This is a genomic window from Sphingobium sp. IP1, assembly GCF_002708645.1.
Taxonomy (GTDB): domain Bacteria; phylum Pseudomonadota; class Alphaproteobacteria; order Sphingomonadales; family Sphingomonadaceae; genus Sphingobium; species Sphingobium yanoikuyae.
Map to the genome: position 1 here is coordinate 80603 of NZ_NOIW01000009.1, position 19649 is coordinate 100251.

Consider the following 19649-nt stretch of genomic DNA (forward strand, 5'->3'; position numbering starts at 1 on the left):
TTATCGTCATGGCCAACGCCATTTCCGCCAATAAGGCCGAGCTGATCGCGATCGCCAACAGCGTCGCCAGCGAGAAGATGATCGACAAAGCGATCGTCATCGAGGCGATGGAAGATGCGATCCAGCGCGCCGCCCGTGCCCGTTACGGCGCCGAGAATGACATCCGTGCCAAGCTGGACCCGGACAGCGGCGACCTGCGCCTGTGGCGCGTCGTCGAAGTCGTCGAGGTGGTCGAGGATTATTTCAAGCAGGTCGACCTCAAGCAGGCCGCCAAGCTGAAGAAGGACGCCGTGGTCGGCGACTTCATCGTCGATCCGCTGCCCGCGATCGACTTGGGCCGTATCGACGCCCAGTCGGCCAAGCAGGTGATCTTCCAGAAGGTCCGCGACGCCGAGCGTGAACGTCAGTTCGACGAGTTCAAGGACCGTGTGGGTGAAATCATCACCGGCGTCGTCAAGTCGGTCGAATTCGGCCATGTCGTCGTCAATCTGGGCCGCGCCGAAGGCGTGATCCGCCGCGACCAGCAGATCCCGCGCGAAGTCGTCCGCGTCGGCGACCGTATCCGTTCGGTCGTGCTGAACGTGCGCCGCGAAAATCGCGGTCCGCAGATCTTCCTCAGCCGCGCGCACCCCGAATTCATGAAGAAGCTGTTCGCGCAGGAAGTGCCCGAAATCTATGATGGCGTCATCACCATCATGGCCGCCGCCCGCGATCCGGGTTCGCGCGCCAAGATCGGCGTCATCAGCCGCGACAGCAGCATCGATCCGGTCGGCGCCTGCGTCGGCATGAAGGGTAGCCGCGTCCAGGCCGTCGTGCAGGAAATGCAGGGTGAAAAGATCGACATCATCCCTTGGTCGGAAGATACCGCGACTTTCGTCGTCAACGCGCTGCAGCCGGCCCAGGTCGCCCGCGTCGTCATCGACGAGGAAGAAGAGCGCATCGAAGTCGTCGTTCCCGACGATCAGCTGTCGCTCGCCATCGGCCGCCGCGGCCAGAATGTCCGCCTCGCCAGCCAGCTGACCGGCAAGGCGATCGACATCATGACCGAGGCCGACGCCAGCGAGAAGCGCCAGAAGGAATTCGTCAGCCGTTCGGAAATGTTCCAGAACGAGCTGGACGTCGACGAGACGCTGTCGCAGCTGCTGGTCGCCGAAGGCTTTGGCGAACTGGAAGAAGTCGCCTATGTCAGCGTCGAGGAACTGGCCGGGATCGAAGGTTTCGACGAGGATCTGGCTGCCGAGCTGCAGAGCCGTGCGCAGGAAGCGCTCGACCGTCGCGAACAGGCCGCCCGTGAAGAGCGTCAGGCACTGGGCGTCGAGGACGCGCTCGCCGACATGCCGCACCTCACCGAAGCGATGCTGGTCACGCTCGGCAAGGCCGGCGTCAAGACGCTCGACGATCTCGCCGATCTGGCCACCGACGAACTGGTGCAGAAGAAGCGCGTCGACCAGCGTCGTCGCAAGTCGGACAGCGGCAATGAGGACAAGGGCGGCATTCTGGCCGCTTATGGCCTGAGCGACGAGCAGGGCAATGAGATCATCATGGCCGCCCGCGCCCACTGGTTCGAAGGCGAGGAAGCGTAAGCCAACATGCCTTTCGTCGACATCCGCCTGGCCGGTAGCGCGACTCGCGAGCAGAAAGCCGCGATCGTTGCTGACGTCACCCAGTCGCTCGTGGAGCGGCTGGGAAAGCCGGCGGCTGCCGTCCAGATCGTGATCTCGGAAGTCTCGACCGAAAATTATGCGGCCGGCGGTCAGTTGATCGCCGACCGCGCCCTTTCTCCAGCCAGGGAGGACGCCAATGCTGCGGACACTCCCCGATGAGAGAATAAGTCTACTCGACAGCGTTGGTCTTGCCCTTTTGTCCGTTTTGGCGGAGGGGCGCGCATGACCGAACGCAAATGCATATTGAGCGGCGACCGCGCCGATCCCGAAACGCTGATCCGCCTGGCCATTGGCCCCGAAGGACAGGTTCTGCCCGACGTCCGCGCCAAGGCGCCGGGCCGGGGCGCCTGGATCGGCGTGTCTCGGGCCGAGCTGGAAACGGCGCTGGCCAAGGGCAAGCTCAAGGGTGCGCTCGCCCGCGCCTTCAAGGAAGGCGCTCTTGAAATTCCCGACAATCTTCCCGATCTGGTGGAGGCCGGGCTGCGGCAGGATCTGCTCAGCCGCCTGGGGCTGGAGGCTCGCGCCTCCATGCTGCTGACCGGATCGGAAAAGATCGACGTCGCATGCCGCAAGGGCATGGTGAAAATGCTGCTCCATGCCGCCGATGCGGGCACGGACGGCAATCGAAAACTGGACCAGGCCTTGCGCGTGGGACAGGAAGCGGAAGGCACGGATCTTGCGGGCATCGTCTTGCCTGTGGACCGGCACGCCCTATCTATGGCAATGGGGCGCGACAATGTCGTCCATATCGCGGTGACCGACTCGCGGGCGACAGTGCGCCTGCGTGCGGCTCTGGGCCGCTTGGAAAGCTATCTGGGATGCGCTACCGGGGCGCCGGTGCATGGGGAGCAGGACTCCGCCGATGCGCAGGCGCATGAGGCTGCATGGAATGATGCGTCGGCGGCTGCGCCGGCTGATGATGATGTGAAGGGTTAAACATAGTCGATGAGTGACAGCAACGAAGACAAGCCGGTTCTGGGCCGCAAGCCGCTGGGGATCAAGCGCACGGTCGAGTCCGGTCAGGTGCAGCAGCAGTTCAGCCATGGCCGCAAGAACACGGTCGTGGTTGAGGTGAAGCGGCGCCGCGTCCCCATGGGCAAGCCGGGTGAAAGCACCGGCGGCGCCCCCGCTGCTGCGCCCCAGGCTGATCCGACGCCGGCCGCGCCCGCAGCGCCGGCCGCACCCCGTCCCGCCGCGCCTGCGCCGCAGCAGCGCGCGCCGCAGCCCGCCCCCGTGCGCCAGGCGCCGCCGCAGAGCCTGATGTCGCGTCAGGAACTGCAGGCCAAGCTGCTGCGCGAAGCCGAGGAAGCCCGCATGGCCGCGCTGGAAGATGCGCGCCGCCGTGAGGATGCTGCACGCCTTGCCGCCAGCGAGGAAGAAAAGCGCCGCGCCGAGGAAAATCGCCAGGCTGCCGAAAATGCCGAGGTCGAGGCCGCCAAGGCTGCCGAAGCCGCCGAGCAGGCCAAGGTCGCCGAAGCTGCCAAGCCGGCTGCGCCGGTCGAAGCGCCGGCCGCGCCGGCTGCTGCAGCCGAGCCTGCCCCCGCCGCACCGGCGACGACCAGCTCGACCATGCCGCCGCCGCGCCGCTTCACCCCGGTCGCGCCGGTCAAGCGCCCCGAGCCGGCGAAGCCCGATCGTGCCAAGCGCAACGATGACAATCGCCGCCAGTCCGGCAAGCTGACCGTCACCCGCGCGCTTGCGGACGACGACAGCGCCCGTGCCCGCAGCCTCGCCGCGCTCAAGCGCGCTCGCGAGAAGGAACGTCGTGCCCATTATTCGGGCGGCAGCCAGCCGCGCGAGAAGCAGAGCCGCGATGTCGTGGTGCCCGAAAGCATCACCGTGCAGGAACTGGCCAACCGTATGGCCGAAAAGGGCGCGGACCTGGTCAAGGCCCTGTTCAAGATGGGCACGGCCGTCACGCTCAACCAGCCGATCGATCAGGATACGGCGGAGCTGCTGGTCGAGGAATTCGGCCACCGCATCCAGCGCGTGTCGGATGCCGACGTTGAAATCGGCATGGAAGGCGAGGCTGACGCACCCGAAACGCTCAAGCCGCGTGCCCCGGTCGTGACGATCATGGGCCATGTCGACCATGGCAAGACCTCGCTGCTCGACGCGCTGCGCGGCACCGACGTGGTGGCCGGCGAAAGCGGCGGCATCACCCAGCATATCGGCGCCTATCAGGTGAAGACGAAGAGCGGTGATCTCATCACCTTCCTCGACACGCCGGGCCACGAAGCCTTCTCGGAAATGCGTGCCCGTGGCGCCAACGTCACCGACATCGTCATCCTGGTGGTGGCGGCCGATGACGGCCTGATGCCGCAGACGATCGAAGCCATCAACCACACCAAGGCTGCCGGCGTGCCGATGATCGTCGCGATCAACAAGTGCGACAAGCCCGACGCCAACCCGCAGAAGGTGCGTGAGCGCCTGCTGAGCGAGGAAATCGTGGTCGAGGACATGGGCGGTGACGTCCAGGACGTGGAAGTGTCGGCGCTCAAGAAGACCGGCCTCGACGAACTGATCACCAAGATCCTGCTCCAGGCCGAGGTCATGGAACTGACCGCCAACCCCGATCGCGATGCCGAAGGCAATGTGATCGAGGCACAGCTCGACAAGGGCCGTGGTGCGGTTGCGACCGTGCTGGTCCGCAAGGGCACGCTGAAGATCGGTGACACCTTCGTCATCGGCTCGGAAAGCGGCAAGGTCCGCGCGATGATCAACGACAAGGGCCAGCAGGTGAAGACCGCCGGTCCCTCGACCCCGGTCGAGGTTCTGGGTCTGTCGGGCGTGCCGATGGCCGGCGACCAGCTCACCGTCGTCGAGAATGAAGCCCGCGCCCGCGAAGTCGCTGCCTATCGTCAGGAACAGGCGACCAAGAAGCGCACCACGGCTGCCCCGACCAGCTTCGAGCATATGTTCTCGGCGCTGAACACCAAGGTCATCGAATATCCGGTGGTGGTGAAGGGCGACGTGCAGGGTTCGGTCGAAGCGATCGTGTCCTCGCTCAACCGCATCTCGACCGACGAGATCAAGGTCCGCATCCTGCATTCGGGTGTCGGCGCGATCACCGAAAGCGACGTCACGCTGGCCGCTGCCAGCCGCGCGCCGCTGATCGGCTTCAACGTCCGTCCCAATGCCAAGGCCCGTCAGCTCGCCGAGCGCGAGAAGATCAGCCTGCGTTACTATGACGTGATCTACGACCTGCTTGAGGAAGTTCGCGGCGAAATGGCTGGCCAGCTCGCCCCCGAACGGATCGAGACGATCGTCGGCCGCGCCGAGGTGCTGCAGGTCTTCCCGGCCGGCAAGAAGGACAAGGCCGCCGGTCTGCTCGTCCTCGACGGCATCATCCGCAAGGGTCTGGCCGCGCGCCTTACCCGCGACGATGTCATCGTGTCGCGCACCAACATCGCGTCGCTGCGTCGCTTCAAGGACGATGTCTCCGAAGTCCGCGCCGGCATGGAGTGCGGTGCGGTCCTGCAGGACACCAACGACATCAAGCCGGGCGACACGCTCGAACTGTTCGAAGTCGAAGAGCGCGCACGCACGCTGTAAATCAAGGCGAACGATCTTCCCTTCTGGGAAGGACCGGGGGTGGGTGCGATTGTGCAAGCAATCGCTTCCACCCTTTCGCTATTCGGCCGTGCCCGCTACGCTCACCATCCAACCTGCACCCTCCCGGCCGGGGAGGGGGAGTTATTGACTATGTCCAACCAGCCCGAAGGCCCCTCTGTCCGCCTGCTGCGCGTCGGCGAACAGGTGCGCCATGTCCTTTCCGACATTCTCCAGCGCGGCGACGTGCATGACGATGTGCTGAGCCAGCATGTGGTCAGCGTCACCGAAGTGCGCATGTCGCCCGACCTGCGCCACGCCACCGTCTTCATCAAGTCGCTGCTCGGCAAGGATGAGGAAGCGGTGCTCAAGGCGCTGCGCACCAACACCGCCTATCTCCAGCGCGAAGTCGCGCACCGCATCCGTCTCAAATATGCGGCGAAGCTCAAATTCCTGTCGGACGAAAGCTTCGACGAGGGCAGCCATATCGACAAGCTGCTCCGCGATCCCAAGGTCGCCCGCGACCTGGAGCAGGACGAGAGCGAAGATTGAAAGGCTGGCCCCCGGAGCGCTGTTCCGGGGGAGGACTAGGCCATGGCTGCGATGGAATTTTGAGCGCGTAAACGCGCGATCGCCTCGTCGGGCGTTTTACCTGTAGCAATCCAGGCTGGATGAGCCTGCCAGAACGCAGCTGCCTCCAGGTCATTACCGCTGGGGCCGTGGCTCATGATCCAGCCTATCCGCGAAGCCTGCTCGCAGGAGTGATCGCCCTCGGCCAGTGCAAGCCATGCCCCGCCACTATAGGCACCGCTATACCGGTCCTGCACGAGGACGATGGGATAGAGACAGGCTTCACTGGTTTGCGCGTTCGCCATGTGCTTGCTCCAGAGAAGGTGCGAAGCATCTTGCCACATTTCGTCCGGTCGCGGAATGTTTCCAGCGTCGACGCGACGGTGCGGCAGCGCTAACAGCGTCTTTCCCGGAACCGGAAGATAAAGAGGGGCAGACGCATGAAAACGAGCGGGATAATCAGTATGACCGCCTTGGCATTGGCTACACCCGCCATCGCCCGCGAACCCGCCATCCATCCCGCCGTCACCACCGATCCCGCGCCCGACGCCGCCAATCCCGCGCGGATGGACGCGTTCGTCATTCCCTCGGGCGAGGGGGCGATGAATGCGGTCATGTATGTCGCGGCCGGCAGCGGCGTGCATCCGACCCTGCTGCTGCTCCACGGCTTTCCGGGGAATGAGCAGAATCTGGACCTGGCCCAGGCCGCGCGTCGTGCCGGCTGGAATGTCCTGACCCTTCATTATCGCGGATCATGGGGCAGCCCCGGCATCTTCTCCTTCACCAACGCGGCGGAGGATGCGTTCAACGCGCTGCTGTTCCTGGAGGAAGCCTCGACCGTCGCCAAATATCGCATCGACACCAGCGCGATCGTGGTCGCCGGCCACAGCATGGGCGGCTTCATGGCGGCGGAGGCGGCCGCCGCCGAACCGCGCGTCGCCGGCCTGTTCCTGATCGATCCCTGGGATCCGGCCCAGACCGTCGCGTCGCTGGCGACGCCACAGGGGGAGGCAGGGTGGAAGGCCGAGGTGGCGGGCGACCTGCCGCCGCTTGCCGGCGCCAGCTATGAAAGCCTGACCGCCGAGATCAAGGGCGATACGCAGAAGTTCGACCTCGGCCGCAAGCTGGTCGGCTATGGCCGCCGTCCGCTGATCATCATCGGTGCGGATCGCGGTATCGGCGCGATGGCGCGCAAGGTGGGGGCGGATGCCCAGTCGGCCAATCCTAACACCCGCCTGATGGTCTGGCCGACCGATCACAGCTTCTCCGACAAGCGGATCGCGCTCGCCGATGCGCTGGTGCGTTTCCTGGCTGGCGTTGCGCCCACGCTGCGCTAAAGCGCGGCCATGGCGAAGCTCTATTTCTATTATAGCTCGATGAATGCGGGCAAATCGACGACCCTGCTGCAATCGAGCTTCAACTATCAGGAACGCGGCATGGCGACGATGCTGTGGACTGCGGCGGTCGACGATCGCTTCGGCCATGGTCGGATCGCGTCGCGCATCGGGCTGGAGGCGCAGGCCCATCTGTTCGAGCCGGGCGTCGACATGCTTGCCGCTATCGCCGCCCAGCATGACGCGACGCCACTCTCCTGCGTGCTGGTGGACGAGGCGCAGTTCCTGACCCGCGATCAGGTCTGGCAACTCGCCGCGGTCAGCGACAGCCTCGGCATCCCCGTTCTCTGCTACGGCCTGCGCACCGATTTTCAGGGGGAATTGTTCGAGGGCAGCGCCCATCTGCTCGGCCTTGCCGACGCGCTGACCGAGATCAAGACGGTGTGCGACTGCGGTCGCAAGGCGACGATGAACCTGCGCGTGGATGCGTCGGGCAGGGCGATCCGCCAGGGCGCCCAGACCGAGATTGGCGGCAATGACCGTTATGTGGCGCTGTGCCGTCGCCATTTTGTCGAGCAGATGCGCGGATGAGCCGGATGGACGATCTGCTGGCGCCGATCGAAGCGCCCGGCCTCTATCTGGAGCAACTGGCGAACCATCATCGCGAAGCCTTGCGCGCGATCTGCCCGATCGACGATCCGGTATGGGAGATTTACCCCAACCATCTTGCCGGCGCGGATTTCGATCCGACCTTCGACGCGATCCTGGCGACGCCCAATCGCCACACGTTTCTCATTCTGGCCGATGGCGAGCCGGTCGGCATGTCGGGTTATCTGAATGTCGATGCCGCGCATAATGGGCTGGAACTGGGCGGCACCTATATGACGCCGTCGGTGCGTGGCACCGGGCTCAATGGCCGGATCAAGCCGCTACTGCTGGCCCGTGCCTTTGCCTGTGGCTTCACCCGCGTCCAGTTCTGCATCGATGCGCGCAACATCCGCTCGCAAAAGGCGGTGGAGAAGCTGGGCGCCGTGCGCGAGGGCGTATTGCGCAAGCAGCGCATCACCTGGACCGGCCATGTCCGCGACACGGTGATCTACTCGATCCTCGCCGACGAATGGGCCGCCCGCGCCGCCTGACTTTTCGTCATTGCGAGCGCAGCGAAGCAATCCATGGATCGCCACGCTTCGCTCGCGATGACGATATCAATCTAAGCCGGCAATCCAGTCGGGCAGTTCGCCCAGCCGTTCCAGCTGGGTATAGCGCGCCGCGCCGATCGGCGGCTGGGCCCGCTCGTGCGACCAGGCGCCCTCCTGCGGGATGAACGCCGCCCAGGCGCCGGCCTCCAGCGCCGGCAATATGTCCGACCGCATCGAATCCCCGGCCATCACCGCCTGTTCGGGGGCGATACCATGGCGTGCGAACAGGGTGCGGAAGGTGTCGACCTTCTTGTCGCTGACGATCTCGATCCCGGAAAACAGGTCGCCCAGGCCCGACGCCGCCAGCTTGCTTTCCTGGTGCAGCAGGTCGCCCTTGGTCACCAGCACCAGCGGGCCGATGTTCGCCAGCCGCTCCAGCGTCTCCTCCACCCCGTCGAACAGCTCGACCGGATGCGCCAGCAGCGCGCGGCCCGCCGCCAATATGTCCTGGATCATCGCGGTCGACAGCTGGTCGCCCGCCAGCTCCACCGCCGCCTCGATCATCGAGAGGGTGAAGCCCTTGGCGCCATAGCCATAGAGCGGCAGGTTGCGGATTTCGCAGGCGATCAGCCGCTCGCGCGTCACATCGACATCGGCAAAGGGCTGCAGCATGTCGGTCAGCGCGTCCTGGGTCGCGTTGAAATGGCGCATATTGTGCCACAGCGTATCGTCGGCATCGAGGCAGATGAGCTTGATCGTCATGGGGGCGGGAATAGCGCATTAAAGGCTGACACGCCAAGGCGGGACATATAAGGCCCGCCGCCATGCACGGTTGGCTTATCCTCGACAAACCCCATGGCCTTGGCTCGACCCAGGCGGTCAGCGCAGTGAAGCGCGCGCTGCGGACCCAGCGCGAGGTTCTGGGCGGCACGGAGAAATGGAAGGTCGGCCATGGCGGCACGCTCGATCCGCTGGCGACCGGCGTGCTGCCGATCGCGATCGGCGAGGCGACCAAGCTGGCCGGCCGGATGCTCGACAGCGACAAGATCTACGACTTCACCATCGCCTTCGGCGCACAGACCGACACGCTCGACCTGGAGGGGAAGGTGATTGCGGAAAGTGACGTGCGCCCGACGCTGGCCGAGCTGGAAGCCATCCTGCCGCGCTTCACCGGCCCCATCGAGCAGGCGCCCCCCGCCTATAGCGCGATCCTGATCGACGGCCAGCGCGCCTATGACCTCGCCCGCAAGGGGGAGCAGGTGGAGATGAAGACGCGATCGGTGACGATCCATGCGCTGGCGATCGCGGGGCAGGAACAGGAGGAGGGCGCGCTCGCCTCCGTCACCCTCACTGCCCATGTCTCCAAGGGCACCTATATCCGCTCCCTCGCCCGCGACATCGCGCTGGCGCTCGGCACGGTCGGCCATGTCACCATGTTGCGGCGGATCAAGGCCGGGCCCTTCACCCTGGAAACCGCGATTTCGCTGGACAAACTGGACGAAGCTGCTAGGGGCGGCGACATCGGCGAGCTTATGCTCCCGTTGACGGCAGGGCTGGACGATATCCCGGTTCTTGCAGTCTCTCCCGATGAAGCATTGGCACTCCGACAGGGGAAGATGCTCATGGGGAAACCGCACACCGGTCTCCTGCTGGCGATGTTGGGCGATACGCCCGTCGCGCTGGTGGAGTCCAGTGGCCCGGAGATCCGGGTGGTGCGCGGCTTCAATCTCTAGATACGAAAGGAAGCCCGATGTCGATCACTGCAGAGCGCAAGGAAGCGCTGATCAAGGAACATGCCCGCGTCGAAGGCGACACCGGTTCGCCGGAAGTCCAGGTTGCGATCCTGTCGGAGCGCATCTCGAACCTGACCGAGCATTTCAAGGGTCACCACAAGGATAACCACAGCCGTCGCGGCCTGCTGATGCTGGTCAACAAGCGCCGTTCGCTGCTGGACTATCTGAAGAAGAAGGATGCGGCTCGCTACACCGACCTCATCACCAAGCTGGGCCTGCGCAAGTAAGCCTGCTAATAAGGGACGGCCCCATTCGGGGCCGTTTCCGATTCTAACGGACGTCCTTTTGGGGATGTCATTCGGGACGGGCGCAATCCGGCGCCCCGTTTCGTTTCAGGGGCCACACGATGCTCCACAACCGCCGCGGACCGGTTTCGTCCGCATATGAGGCCCCGCCCGGCAATAGGGCCAGGTGGGCAAAGGAACATATATGTTCGATGTAAAGAAAGTTTCGATCGAGCTGGCCGGCAAGACGCTGACCCTCGAAACCGGCCGGATCGCGCGTCAGGCCGACGCCGCCGTGCTGGCAACCTATGGCGAAACCGTGGTGCTGTGCGCCGTGACCGCTGCCAAGTCGGTGAAGGAAGGCCAGGACTTCTTCCCGCTGACCGTCCACTATCAGGAAAAATATTCGGCCGCCGGCCGCATTCCGGGTGGCTTCTTCAAGCGTGAGCGTGGCGCCACCGAGAAGGAAACCCTGGTTTCGCGCCTGATCGATCGTCCGATCCGTCCGCTCTTCCCCGAAGGCTTCTACAACGAAATCAACGTCATCGCCCAGGTGATGTCGTTCGATGGCGAGAGCGAGCCCGACATCGTCGCGATGATCGCTGCTTCCGCTGCCCTGACCCTGTCGGGCGTGCCCTTCATGGGCCCGATCGGCGCTGCCCGCGTCGGTTACAAGGATGGCGAATATCAGCTGAACCCGTCGCTGGACGAAGTGAAGACCGGCGAACTCGACCTGGTCGTCGCTGCCACCAGCAACGCCGTGATGATGGTCGAATCCGAAGCCAAGGAACTGTCGGAAGACGTCATGCTCGGCGCCGTCCTGTTCGCCCATGAAGCGAGCAAGAAGGTCGTCGACGCGATCATCCAGCTGGCCGAAAAGGCCGCCAAGGATCCGTGGGAAATGGCCAAGGGCGACGATCTCGGCGCGCTCAAGACCAAGCTCAAGGACCTGATCGGTGGCGACATCGCCGCCGCCTACAAGCTGACCGACAAGTCGGCCCGCTCGAACGCCCTGAACGAAGCCCGCGCCAAGGCGAAGGCGATGTTCACGGAAGACGGCCTCGACGCCCAGACCGTGATGGCCGGCATCAAGCTGACCAAGAAGCTGGAAGCCGAGATCGTCCGTGGCGCCATCCTGAAGGACGGCCAGCGCATCGACGGCCGCACCACCACCCAGATCCGTCCGATCGAGGCGATGGTCGGCTTCCTGCCGCGCACCCATGGTTCGGCCCTGTTCACCCGTGGCGAAACGCAGGCGATCTGCACCACCACGCTGGGCACCAAGGACGCCGAGCAGATGATCGACGGCCTCACCGGCCTGCACTATGAAAACTTCATGCTGCACTACAACTTCCCGCCCTATTCGGTCGGTGAAGTGGGCCGCTTCGGTGCGCCGGGTCGTCGTGAAGTCGGTCATGGCAAGCTCGCCTGGCGTGCGCTGCACCCGGTGCTGCCGACCAAGGACGAGTTCCCCTACACCATCCGCGTTCTCTCGGACATCACCGAGTCGAACGGTTCCTCGTCGATGGCCACCGTCTGCGGTGGTTCGCTCTCGATGATGGACGCGGGCGTTCCGCTCAAGCGTCCGGTGTCGGGCATCGCCATGGGCCTGATCCTGGAAGGCAGCGACTTCGCCGTCATCTCGGACATTCTGGGCGACGAAGATCATCTCGGCGACATGGACTTCAAGGTCGCCGGCACGGAAGCCGGCATCACCACCATGCAGATGGACATCAAGGTTGCCGGCATCACGCAGGAAATCTTCGAGACCGCGCTGCGCCAGGCCAAGGAAGGTCGCGCCCACATCCTGGGTGAGATGAACAAGGCCCTGTCCTCGACCCGCACCGAACTGTCGGCGCACGCCCCGCGCATCGAGACGATCCAGATCGACAAGTCGAAGATCCGTGACGTCATCGGCACCGGCGGCAAGGTCATCCGCGAGATCGTCGCCGAAACCGGCGCCAAGGTCGACATCGACGACGAAGGCATCATCAAGATTTCGTCGTCCGACACCGCCCAGATCGAAGCTGCCAAGAAGTGGATTCTCGGCATCGTCGAGGAAGCGGAAGTCGGCAAGATCTACACCGGCAAGGTCGTCAACATCGTCGACTTCGGTGCGTTCGTGAACTTCATGGGTGGCAAGGACGGCCTCGTCCACGTCAGCGAAATGAAGAATGAGCGCGTCGAAAAGCCGACCGACGTCGTGTCGGAAGGCCAGGAAGTGAAGGTCAAGGTTCTCGAAATCGATCCGCGCGGCAAGGTTCGCCTGTCGATGCGCGTCGTCGACCAGGAAACCGGCGAGGAACTGGAAGACACCCGTCCGGCCCGCGAACCGCGTGAACCGCGCGGCGACCGTGGTGATCGCGGCGATCGTGGTCGCGGCCCGCGCCGTGACGGCGGCGACCGTGGCGGTCGTGGTGGCGATCGTGGCCCGCGCCGCGACCGTGGCCCGCGCAGCGAAGGCAAGGGCGACGATGACGGCTCCAACGCCGGCCTGCCCGACTTCCTGACCCAGGACTGATCGGCAGCATCATCGCTGACAGGAAAAGGGGGCGTCCGGTTCGACCGGGCGCCCTTTTTCGTGACGAATCCCGTCAGGGCTGATTTCGATCAAGGCGCGGGGGGCAACATCTGATACGGTCGCGTCACGGTTCCGGGGGAATGTCCATGCAACGCAGGAATGAGCGGTTTGTCGAGCGCCTGCCGCTCGTGCTTCCAAGACCGGTCTATGGCTATGCCCTGAGCCTGCTGCTCTGCATGCTCGCCTGGCTGGCACGTGTCGCAGCGGAAACGCTGCTGCCGGTCGGCTATCCTTTCGTCACCTTCTTCCCGGCGGTCATCCTCTCCTCCTTCCTGTTCGGGGTGCGTCCGGGCATCTTTGCCGCCATCGTCGGCGGGCTGCTGTCCTGGTATTGCTTCATCCCGCCCTTCTATGCGCTGGCCTTCAATCCCGGCGTCGCCATGGCGCTGGTCTTCTACACGATGGTCGTGGCCGTCGACATCTTGCTCATCCACTTCATGCAGCGCGCCAATTTCAACCTGGCGGTGGAGCGGGAGCGCAGCCGCGCCCTGGCCGAGAATCGCGAATTATTGTTCCGCGAACTCCAGCACCGCGTGTCGAACAATCTTCAGGTGGTGGCCGCCATGCTCTCGCTCCAGCGGCGCCAGATCGACAATGATGTCGCCCGTCGCGCGCTGGACGATGCCGCCGCGCGCCTCGCCCTGATCGGCAAGATCAGCCGCGCCCTCTATGATCCGTCGGGGCAGGGGCAGGAACTGCGCGCCTTCATGGTCATGCTCTGCGCCGATATCGTCGATGCGTCGGGCCGCACCGATATCGATTGCACCATCTGCGCGCCCGATGGCCTGTCGCTCGAACCCGATGTCATCGTGCCGCTGGCGCTGATCGTGGCGGAATCGGTCAGCAACGCGATCGAACATGGCCTGCCCGATCGCGCCGGCCGCGTCGCGGTGACGCTGGAGCAGCAGGCGGACGGCGCGCTCCACCTGCGCATCGTCGACGATGGGCGCGGCCTGCCCGACGGGACCATGCCCGACGGACCGACCAGCATCGGCCTGCGCATCGCCGTCGCGCTGGCGCAGCAGCTTGGCGGCCGATTCCGGCTGGAACCCGCGCCGGATGGCGGCGCCATGGCCTGCCTCGACCTGCCGCAACAGACGCGCTGACACGGCTTAGCGTTCTGCAACATTCTGGCGCTTGGCGACGGCGATCCGCTCGGCTATGACCCGGCGCATGCTGACGAAAACCCTGACGCGCATCGGCGCGGCCACCACTCTGGTCCTGATCGCCTCGCCTGTGCTGACCGGCTGCTCCACATCGAAGAACAAGGCCGACACCCTCTACGTCGCCCGCGACGTGTCGACCCTCTACAACAGCGGCAAGGCCCGCCTCGATCGCGGCCAGTACAAGCTCGCCGCCGCGCTGTTCGATGAGGTCGAGCGCCAGCATCCCTATTCGCCCTGGGCGCGCCGCGCGCAGCTCATGTCGGCGTTCAGCTATTATATGAACCGCGACTATCCGGAATCGATCGCGGCCTCGCAGCGCTTCCTGTCGATCCACACCGGCAACAAGGACGCGCCCTACGCTTATTATCTGATCGCGCTGTGCTATTATGAGCAGATTGCCGACGTCACCCGCGACCAGAAGATCACGCAGCAGGCGATGGATGCGCTGGGCGAACTGATCCGCCGCTATCCCGACACCCGCTATGCCGCCGACGCCCGTCTGAAGGTCGACCTGGTGAATGACCACCTTGCCGGCAAGGAAATGGAGCTGGGCCGCTTCTACCAGCGCCGGGGCCAGTGGCTCGCCGCCACGCTGCGCTTCCGCACCGTGATCGACAAGTTCCAGACCACCACCCACACGCCCGAAGCGCTGGAGCGTCTGGTCGAATCCTATCTCTCGCTCGGCATCCCGGCCGAAGCGCAGAAGGCGGCCGCCGTGCTGGGCCGCAACTATCCCGGCACCAAATGGTATGAGCGCAGCTACAAGCTGATGCAGCAGCATCCGGTCAAGAGCTGAGGCGCACGCTTTATTTGTTCCCCTTTTGTGCGATGGCAGGTAGACAGGCGCCATGCTGACCTCGCTTGCCATCCGCAATGTCGTGCTGATCGAGGCGCTGGACCTGGAGTTCGGCGCCGGCCTGTCCGTCCTCACCGGTGAAACCGGCGCGGGCAAGTCGATCCTGCTCGATTCGCTGGGGCTGGCGCTCGGCGCTCGCGCCGACAGCGGCCTCGTCCGGGCAGGGGAGGCGCAGGCCAGCGTCACCGCCAGCTTCGATCCGCCGCCCGCCGGTCATCGCGCTGCGCTGCTGCTGGCCGACAATGGCATCGAGATCGAAGCCGGCGAACCGCTGCTGATCCGCCGCACGGTGAAGGCTGATGGTGGCAGCCGCGCCTTCATCAACGACCAGGCCTGTTCTGCCGCGCTGCTGCGCGATCTGGGCGGCGCGCTGGTCGAAATCCATGGCCAGCATGACGATCGCGGTCTGCTCAACGCCCGCGGCCACCGCGCGCTGCTTGACACCTATGGCCGCTGCGAGGCGGAGGCGGTCGCTATCGCTCATGCCGCCTGGCGCGCCGCCGCGGCCGATCTGGCGCAGGCGCGCGATACCGTGGCCAATGCTGCGCGCGACCGCGATTATCTCGACCATGCCGTCGCCGAACTGTCGAAATTCGCGCCCGAAGCCGGCGAGGAAGCCACTCTGGCGGAGGAGCGCGCGACCATGCAGAAGGGCGCGCGCCTGTCCGATGACCTGTCCGCCGTCACCGATTGCCTGACCGGCTCGGACGGTGGCCTTGCCCAGTTGCGCCAGGCCGCCCGCCGGCTCGACCGGATCGCAGGCGAATATGAACCGCTCTCCGCCGTGCTGGAGGCGCTGGACCGCGCCGTGATCGAAGCGGGCGAGGCTGAGGACAAGCTGGCCGAGGCGGCCGAGGCGCTCAGCTTCGACCCCGCCCGGCTGGATACGATCGAGACCCGGCTGTTCGATCTGCGCGGCCTGGCCCGCAAGCATCAGGTCGCGCCTGACGATCTTGCCGCGCTGCGCGACGAGATGGCCGCGCGCCTCGCCGCGATCGAGGGTGGGGAGGAGCATATCGCCGCGCTCGAAGCCGATGTCGCGCGCAAGGCGGCAATCTATCGCGCCGCAGCCCAGGCGCTGTCGGCCGAGCGTCAGCTCGCCGCCGGCCGGCTCGATGCGGCGGTCGCGGGCGAACTGGCGCCGCTGAAGCTGGACGCCGCCCGCTTCCGCACTGTCGTAGCCCCGCTCGACGAAGCGCAATGGAGCAGCGCCGGCATGGACCGGGTCGAGTTCGAGATTTCGACCAATCCCGGCGCGCCCTTCGCGCCGCTCGCCAAGATCGCCTCGGGCGGCGAACTCTCCCGCTTCATCCTCGCGCTCAAGGTCGCGCTGGCGGAGCAGGGCGGGGCCGACACGCTGATCTTCGACGAGATCGACCGGGGCGTCGGCGGCGCGGTGGCCGATGCGATCGGTGAGCGCCTGTCGCGGCTGGCACAGAGCAACCAGATTCTCGTCGTCACCCACAGCCCGCAGGTCGCGGCGCGCGGTGCCGGCCATATGCTGATCGCCAAGTCGAGTGATGGCACGGTGACGCGCACCGGCGTCCACGCGCTCAGCGATGGCGAACGCCGCGAGGAAATCGCCCGCATGCTCTCCGGCGCGGAAATCACCGCCGAAGCACGGGCGCAGGCGGAACGGCTGCTGGAACGAGCCTAAGACATTTCGTCATTGCGAGCGTAGCGAAGCAATCCATGTTGCGGCATTGGATTGCTTCGCTACGCTCCCAATGACGAGGATAGGATAGCCGCATGACCCATAATCGCAGAGACATGCTTGGCCTCACCGCCGCGACGCTGGCCGCCAGCGCCATGCCCGCGGCCGCGCAGGAGGCGACACCGCGCTACGGTCTGATCGGCCAGATGCTCAGCACGCCGGGCAAGCGCGACGAACTGGTCGGATATCTGAAAGACGCGATCGGCGCGATGCCCGGCTGTCTCTCCTATATCGTGGCGCTCGACACCGCCAATCCCGACGCGCTCTGGATCACCGAAGTCTGGGACAGCCGCGAAAGCCACGCCGCTTCGCTGAAACACCCCGCCGTCCGCGCCGCCATCGCCAAGGCCCGCCCGATCATCGCCGGCTTCCCCCAGCATTTCGAAACTGTGCCGGTGGCGGGAATCTGAAGGGGGCGTTAAGGCATCCCCATGACCGATCCCGCCAGCCTTACCGAAGCCGAAGCCGCCAACCGCCTGATGCGCCTTGCCAGGGAGGTGGCGAAGCATAACCGCCTCTATCATGACCAGGATGCGCCGGAGATCAGCGACGCGGACTATGATGCGCTGATCCGCGAGAATAACGCGCTCGAAGAGGCCTTCCCGCACCTGATCCGCGCCGACTCACCCAACCGCCAAGTCGGTGCCGCCGCCACCTCGACACTGAAGAAAGTGCCGCACGCGGTCCGCATGATGAGCCTCGACAATGGCTTTGCCGACGAGGATATCGCCGAGTTCGCCGCCCGCGTCCGCCGCTTCCTGGCGCTGGCCGAAGACGCGCCGGTGGCGATGACCGCAGAACCGAAGATCGATGGCCTGTCCTGTTCGCTGCGCTATGAGAAGGGCGAACTGGTGCTGGCCGCGACCCGCGGCGACGGCACCACGGGCGAGGATGTGACCGCCAATGTCCGCACCATCGCCGACATTCCGCAGCGCCTGACCGGCGAAGCTATCCCCGACCTGTTCGAGATACGGGGCGAGGTCTATATGGCCAAGGCGGATTTCGTTGCCCTCAACCAGCGGCTGCTGGACGAGGCGGAGGATGCCGACAAGGCGCGCCAGTTCGCCAATCCGCGCAACGCCGCCGCCGGATCGCTGCGCCAGAAGGACGCCAGCGTCACCGCCAGCCGGCCGCTGCGATTCCTGGCCCATGGCTGGGGCGCCCATAGCGCGCTGCCCGCCGACACCCAGTTGGGTGTGATGCAGGCGATCGCGAGCTGGGGCCTGCCCGTGTCCGACATGCTGGTCTGCGTCGATAGCATCGACGCGATCCTGGCCCATTATCGCGCGATCGAGCGTGCCCGCGCCGACCTGCCCTTCGATATCGACGGCGTGGTCTACAAGGTCGATCGGCTCGACTGGCAGCAGCGGCTCGGCTTCGTGGCCAAGGCGCCGCGCTGGGCGATCGCCCATAAATTCCCGGCCGAACGCGCCCAGACCACGCTGGAGGCGATCGACATCCAGGTCGGCCGCACCGGCAAGCTGACCCCGGTCGGGCGCCTGACGCCGGTGACGGTCGGCGGCGTCGTCGTCTCCAACGTCACGCTCCACAATGCCGACGAGATCGAGAGGCTGGGCGTGCGGCCGGGCGACCGCATCGTCGTCCAGCGCGCCGGCGACGTCATCCCGCAGGTGGTCGACAATCTCACTCGCGACGAAGTGCGCGAACCCTTTCCTTTCCCCACCCATTGCCCGGTCTGCGGATCGGAAGCGGTGCGCGAGGAGGAGGAAGTCGATTATCGCTGCACCGGCGGCCTGATCTGCGCCGCCCAGCGGTTCGAGCGGCTGCGCCATTTCGTCAGCCGTGCCGCGCTCGATATCGAGGGGCTGGGCGAAAAGACGATCGAGGAATTTCTCGACCTTGGCTGGATCAAGGAGCCGGCCGACATTTTCCGCCTGCGCACCCATGCCGGCGAATTGCTGGGGCGTGAGGGCTGGAAGGAAAAGTCGGTCGACAATCTGCTCGCCGCGATCGAGGCGAAGCGCGCGCCAGACGCCGCCAAGCTGCTGTTCGGCCTTGGCATCCGCCATATCGGCGCCGTCACCGCGCGCGATCTGCTCAAGCGCTACACCACGCTTTCGGCGCTGCGCACCCTGGCGGACGAGATCATCGCCCTGCGCGATCAGGAGCATGAGACGCAGGCGAAGAAGGACAAGGCCATCGCCGAGCATATCGGGGTCGAGAATGTCGGCGCCGCCGTCGGCCATGCGCTCGCCGATTTCTTCCATGAACCCCATAATGTCGAGGCGTGGGACGATCTCCTTTCCGAAGTGGCGCCGCCCGATTATGTCGTCGAGACCACCGCCAGCGCCGTCACCGGCAAGATCGTCGTCTTCACCGGCAAGCTGGAAACGATGAGCCGTGACGAGGCCAAGGCGCAGGCCGAGCGGCTGGGCGCCAAGGCGGCGGGATCGGTCAGCGCCAAGACCGACCTGGTTGTCGCCGGCCCCGGCGCGGGATCGAAGCTCAAACAGGCGACGGCGCTCGGCATCGAGGTGATTAGCGAAGAAGCCTGGGCTGACATCGTCAGGGCGGCAGGCTAGAGCATTTTCGAAGCAGATGGTATCATCTGCTGGCTCGGAAAATGCGGAAAATAAAAGGAAAGTAGAGCATAATCCATTCAGAATGAATGGATTATGCTCTATAGGGCGATCATGTCAAACAGCAACAACAGCGGCACCGTCCTGGTCGACGGCGCGCATTATGATTGGGAAGTGCGGCGCGAACCGCAATGGAGCGATGCCGATGGCTGGCGGGGCATGACCGTCGCCCTGCAGCAGCAGGGGACGCAGCGCGGCGCCGTGCTGGAATTTCCGCCGCCCAAGCGCCTGCTCAAAGGACTGGCCCGCGGCCGGCTCCAGATCAACGACGCCATCGTCGCGCGCGGCGTGCGCGCGGCGCTGGCGGCCGGCTGGGAACCGGAATCGCGCGGCAAGCCGATGCAGTTCATGGTCGACGCCGACGGCAATTGATGCCGGCGTCCCAGGGCGGGCGCTATCGTTCACGCAAATTTACCCAATCTTATCGCGTGGGGGCGTAGGGCAGGGGGATGATGG

Annotated in this window: 19 protein-coding genes; 17 read left to right on the forward strand and 2 right to left on the reverse strand. The window is 65.5% G+C overall.

What is annotated here, in order from left to right; genetic code table 11:
- The first annotated feature begins 8 nt into the window (after window positions 1-8).
- From nusA to rbfA, 5 genes are all read left to right on the forward strand, one after another.
- A complete protein-coding gene (gene nusA / locus CG471_RS04875; protein ID WP_004211271.1) occupies window positions 9-1583 on the forward strand; it encodes a transcription termination factor NusA in 1575 nt (524 codons plus the stop codon).
- 6 nt (window positions 1584-1589) lie between these two features.
- Complete coding sequence (locus tag CG471_RS04880; protein WP_037517753.1) at window positions 1590-1823, forward strand: 4-oxalocrotonate tautomerase family protein; 234 nt, start codon at window positions 1590-1592, stop codon at window positions 1821-1823.
- 63 nt (window positions 1824-1886) lie between these two features.
- Entirely contained in the window at window positions 1887-2600 is a 714-nt protein-coding gene (locus tag CG471_RS04885) for a DUF448 domain-containing protein (RefSeq protein WP_099230930.1), read from the forward strand.
- Between the two features lie 9 nt (window positions 2601-2609).
- The gene (infB, locus tag CG471_RS04890; protein WP_099230932.1) at window positions 2610-5219 is read left to right on the forward strand and encodes a translation initiation factor IF-2; all 2610 of its coding nucleotides are present in this window, start codon (window positions 2610-2612) and stop codon (window positions 5217-5219) included.
- 150 nt (window positions 5220-5369) lie between these two features.
- On the forward strand, window positions 5370-5768 hold the full coding sequence (rbfA, locus tag CG471_RS04895) for a 30S ribosome-binding factor RbfA (protein ID WP_037517763.1): 399 nt from the start codon (window positions 5370-5372) through the stop codon (window positions 5766-5768).
- A 35-nt stretch (window positions 5769-5803) separates the two neighbouring features.
- On the opposite strand, the gene CG471_RS04900 is transcribed toward rbfA, so the two are convergent.
- Entirely contained in the window at window positions 5804-6091 is a 288-nt protein-coding gene (locus CG471_RS04900; RefSeq protein ID WP_257211422.1) for a hypothetical protein, read from the reverse strand.
- 135 nt (window positions 6092-6226) lie between these two features.
- Between CG471_RS04900 and CG471_RS04905 the strand changes: the two genes are divergently transcribed.
- The 3 genes from CG471_RS04905 to CG471_RS04915 are packed head-to-tail and all read left to right on the forward strand — an operon-like array spanning window position 6227 to window position 8259.
- Window positions 6227-7123 (forward strand): S9 family peptidase, encoded by an 897-nt coding sequence (locus CG471_RS04905; RefSeq protein WP_099230936.1) that lies wholly within the window; start codon window positions 6227-6229, stop codon window positions 7121-7123.
- 9 nt (window positions 7124-7132) lie between these two features.
- Entirely contained in the window at window positions 7133-7711 is a 579-nt protein-coding gene (locus CG471_RS04910; protein ID WP_004211282.1) for a thymidine kinase, read from the forward strand.
- On the forward strand, window positions 7708-8259 hold the full coding sequence (locus CG471_RS04915) for a GNAT family N-acetyltransferase (protein WP_180275605.1): 552 nt from the start codon (window positions 7708-7710) through the stop codon (window positions 8257-8259). The genes CG471_RS04910 and CG471_RS04915 overlap by 4 nt, the downstream gene beginning before the upstream one ends.
- A 66-nt stretch (window positions 8260-8325) precedes the next feature.
- Here CG471_RS04915 and CG471_RS04920 read toward each other — a convergent pair whose 3' ends face one another.
- Window positions 8326-9021 (reverse strand): HAD family hydrolase, encoded by a 696-nt coding sequence (locus CG471_RS04920; RefSeq protein ID WP_099230941.1) that lies wholly within the window; start codon window positions 9019-9021, stop codon window positions 8326-8328.
- 62 nt (window positions 9022-9083) lie between these two features.
- Between CG471_RS04920 and truB the strand changes: the two genes are divergently transcribed.
- From truB to CG471_RS04965, 9 genes are all read left to right on the forward strand, one after another.
- The gene (gene truB / locus CG471_RS04925; protein WP_099230943.1) at window positions 9084-9992 is read left to right on the forward strand and encodes a tRNA pseudouridine(55) synthase TruB; all 909 of its coding nucleotides are present in this window, start codon (window positions 9084-9086) and stop codon (window positions 9990-9992) included.
- A gap of 17 nt (window positions 9993-10009) precedes the next feature.
- Window positions 10010-10279 (forward strand): 30S ribosomal protein S15, encoded by a 270-nt coding sequence (gene rpsO, locus CG471_RS04930; RefSeq protein ID WP_010337408.1) that lies wholly within the window; start codon window positions 10010-10012, stop codon window positions 10277-10279.
- A 202-nt stretch (window positions 10280-10481) separates the two neighbouring features.
- Window positions 10482-12797, forward strand: a complete 2316-nt coding sequence (pnp, locus tag CG471_RS04935; RefSeq protein WP_069336743.1) for a polyribonucleotide nucleotidyltransferase — start codon at window positions 10482-10484, stop codon at window positions 12795-12797.
- Window positions 12798-12943: 146 nt separating this feature from the next.
- Window positions 12944-13963 (forward strand): sensor histidine kinase, encoded by a 1020-nt coding sequence (locus tag CG471_RS04940; protein WP_099230959.1) that lies wholly within the window; start codon window positions 12944-12946, stop codon window positions 13961-13963.
- A 67-nt stretch (window positions 13964-14030) separates the two neighbouring features.
- On the forward strand, window positions 14031-14819 hold the full coding sequence (locus CG471_RS04945) for an outer membrane protein assembly factor BamD (protein WP_037492082.1): 789 nt from the start codon (window positions 14031-14033) through the stop codon (window positions 14817-14819).
- Between the two features lie 52 nt (window positions 14820-14871).
- Window positions 14872-16536, forward strand: coding sequence for a DNA repair protein RecN (gene recN, locus CG471_RS04950; RefSeq protein WP_099230945.1), 1665 nt, complete (start codon window positions 14872-14874; stop codon window positions 16534-16536).
- A 92-nt stretch (window positions 16537-16628) separates the two neighbouring features.
- On the forward strand, window positions 16629-17003 hold the full coding sequence (locus CG471_RS04955) for a putative quinol monooxygenase (protein ID WP_099230947.1): 375 nt from the start codon (window positions 16629-16631) through the stop codon (window positions 17001-17003).
- 21 nt (window positions 17004-17024) lie between these two features.
- The gene (ligA, locus tag CG471_RS04960) at window positions 17025-19136 is read left to right on the forward strand and encodes an NAD-dependent DNA ligase LigA (RefSeq protein ID WP_099230949.1); all 2112 of its coding nucleotides are present in this window, start codon (window positions 17025-17027) and stop codon (window positions 19134-19136) included.
- A 111-nt stretch (window positions 19137-19247) separates the two neighbouring features.
- Window positions 19248-19565 carry a hypothetical protein gene (locus CG471_RS04965; RefSeq protein WP_004211293.1) on the forward strand — a complete coding sequence of 106 codons (318 nt, stop codon included), beginning with the start codon at window positions 19248-19250 and terminating at the stop codon, window positions 19563-19565.
- The last annotated feature ends 84 nt before the right edge of the window (window positions 19566-19649 follow it).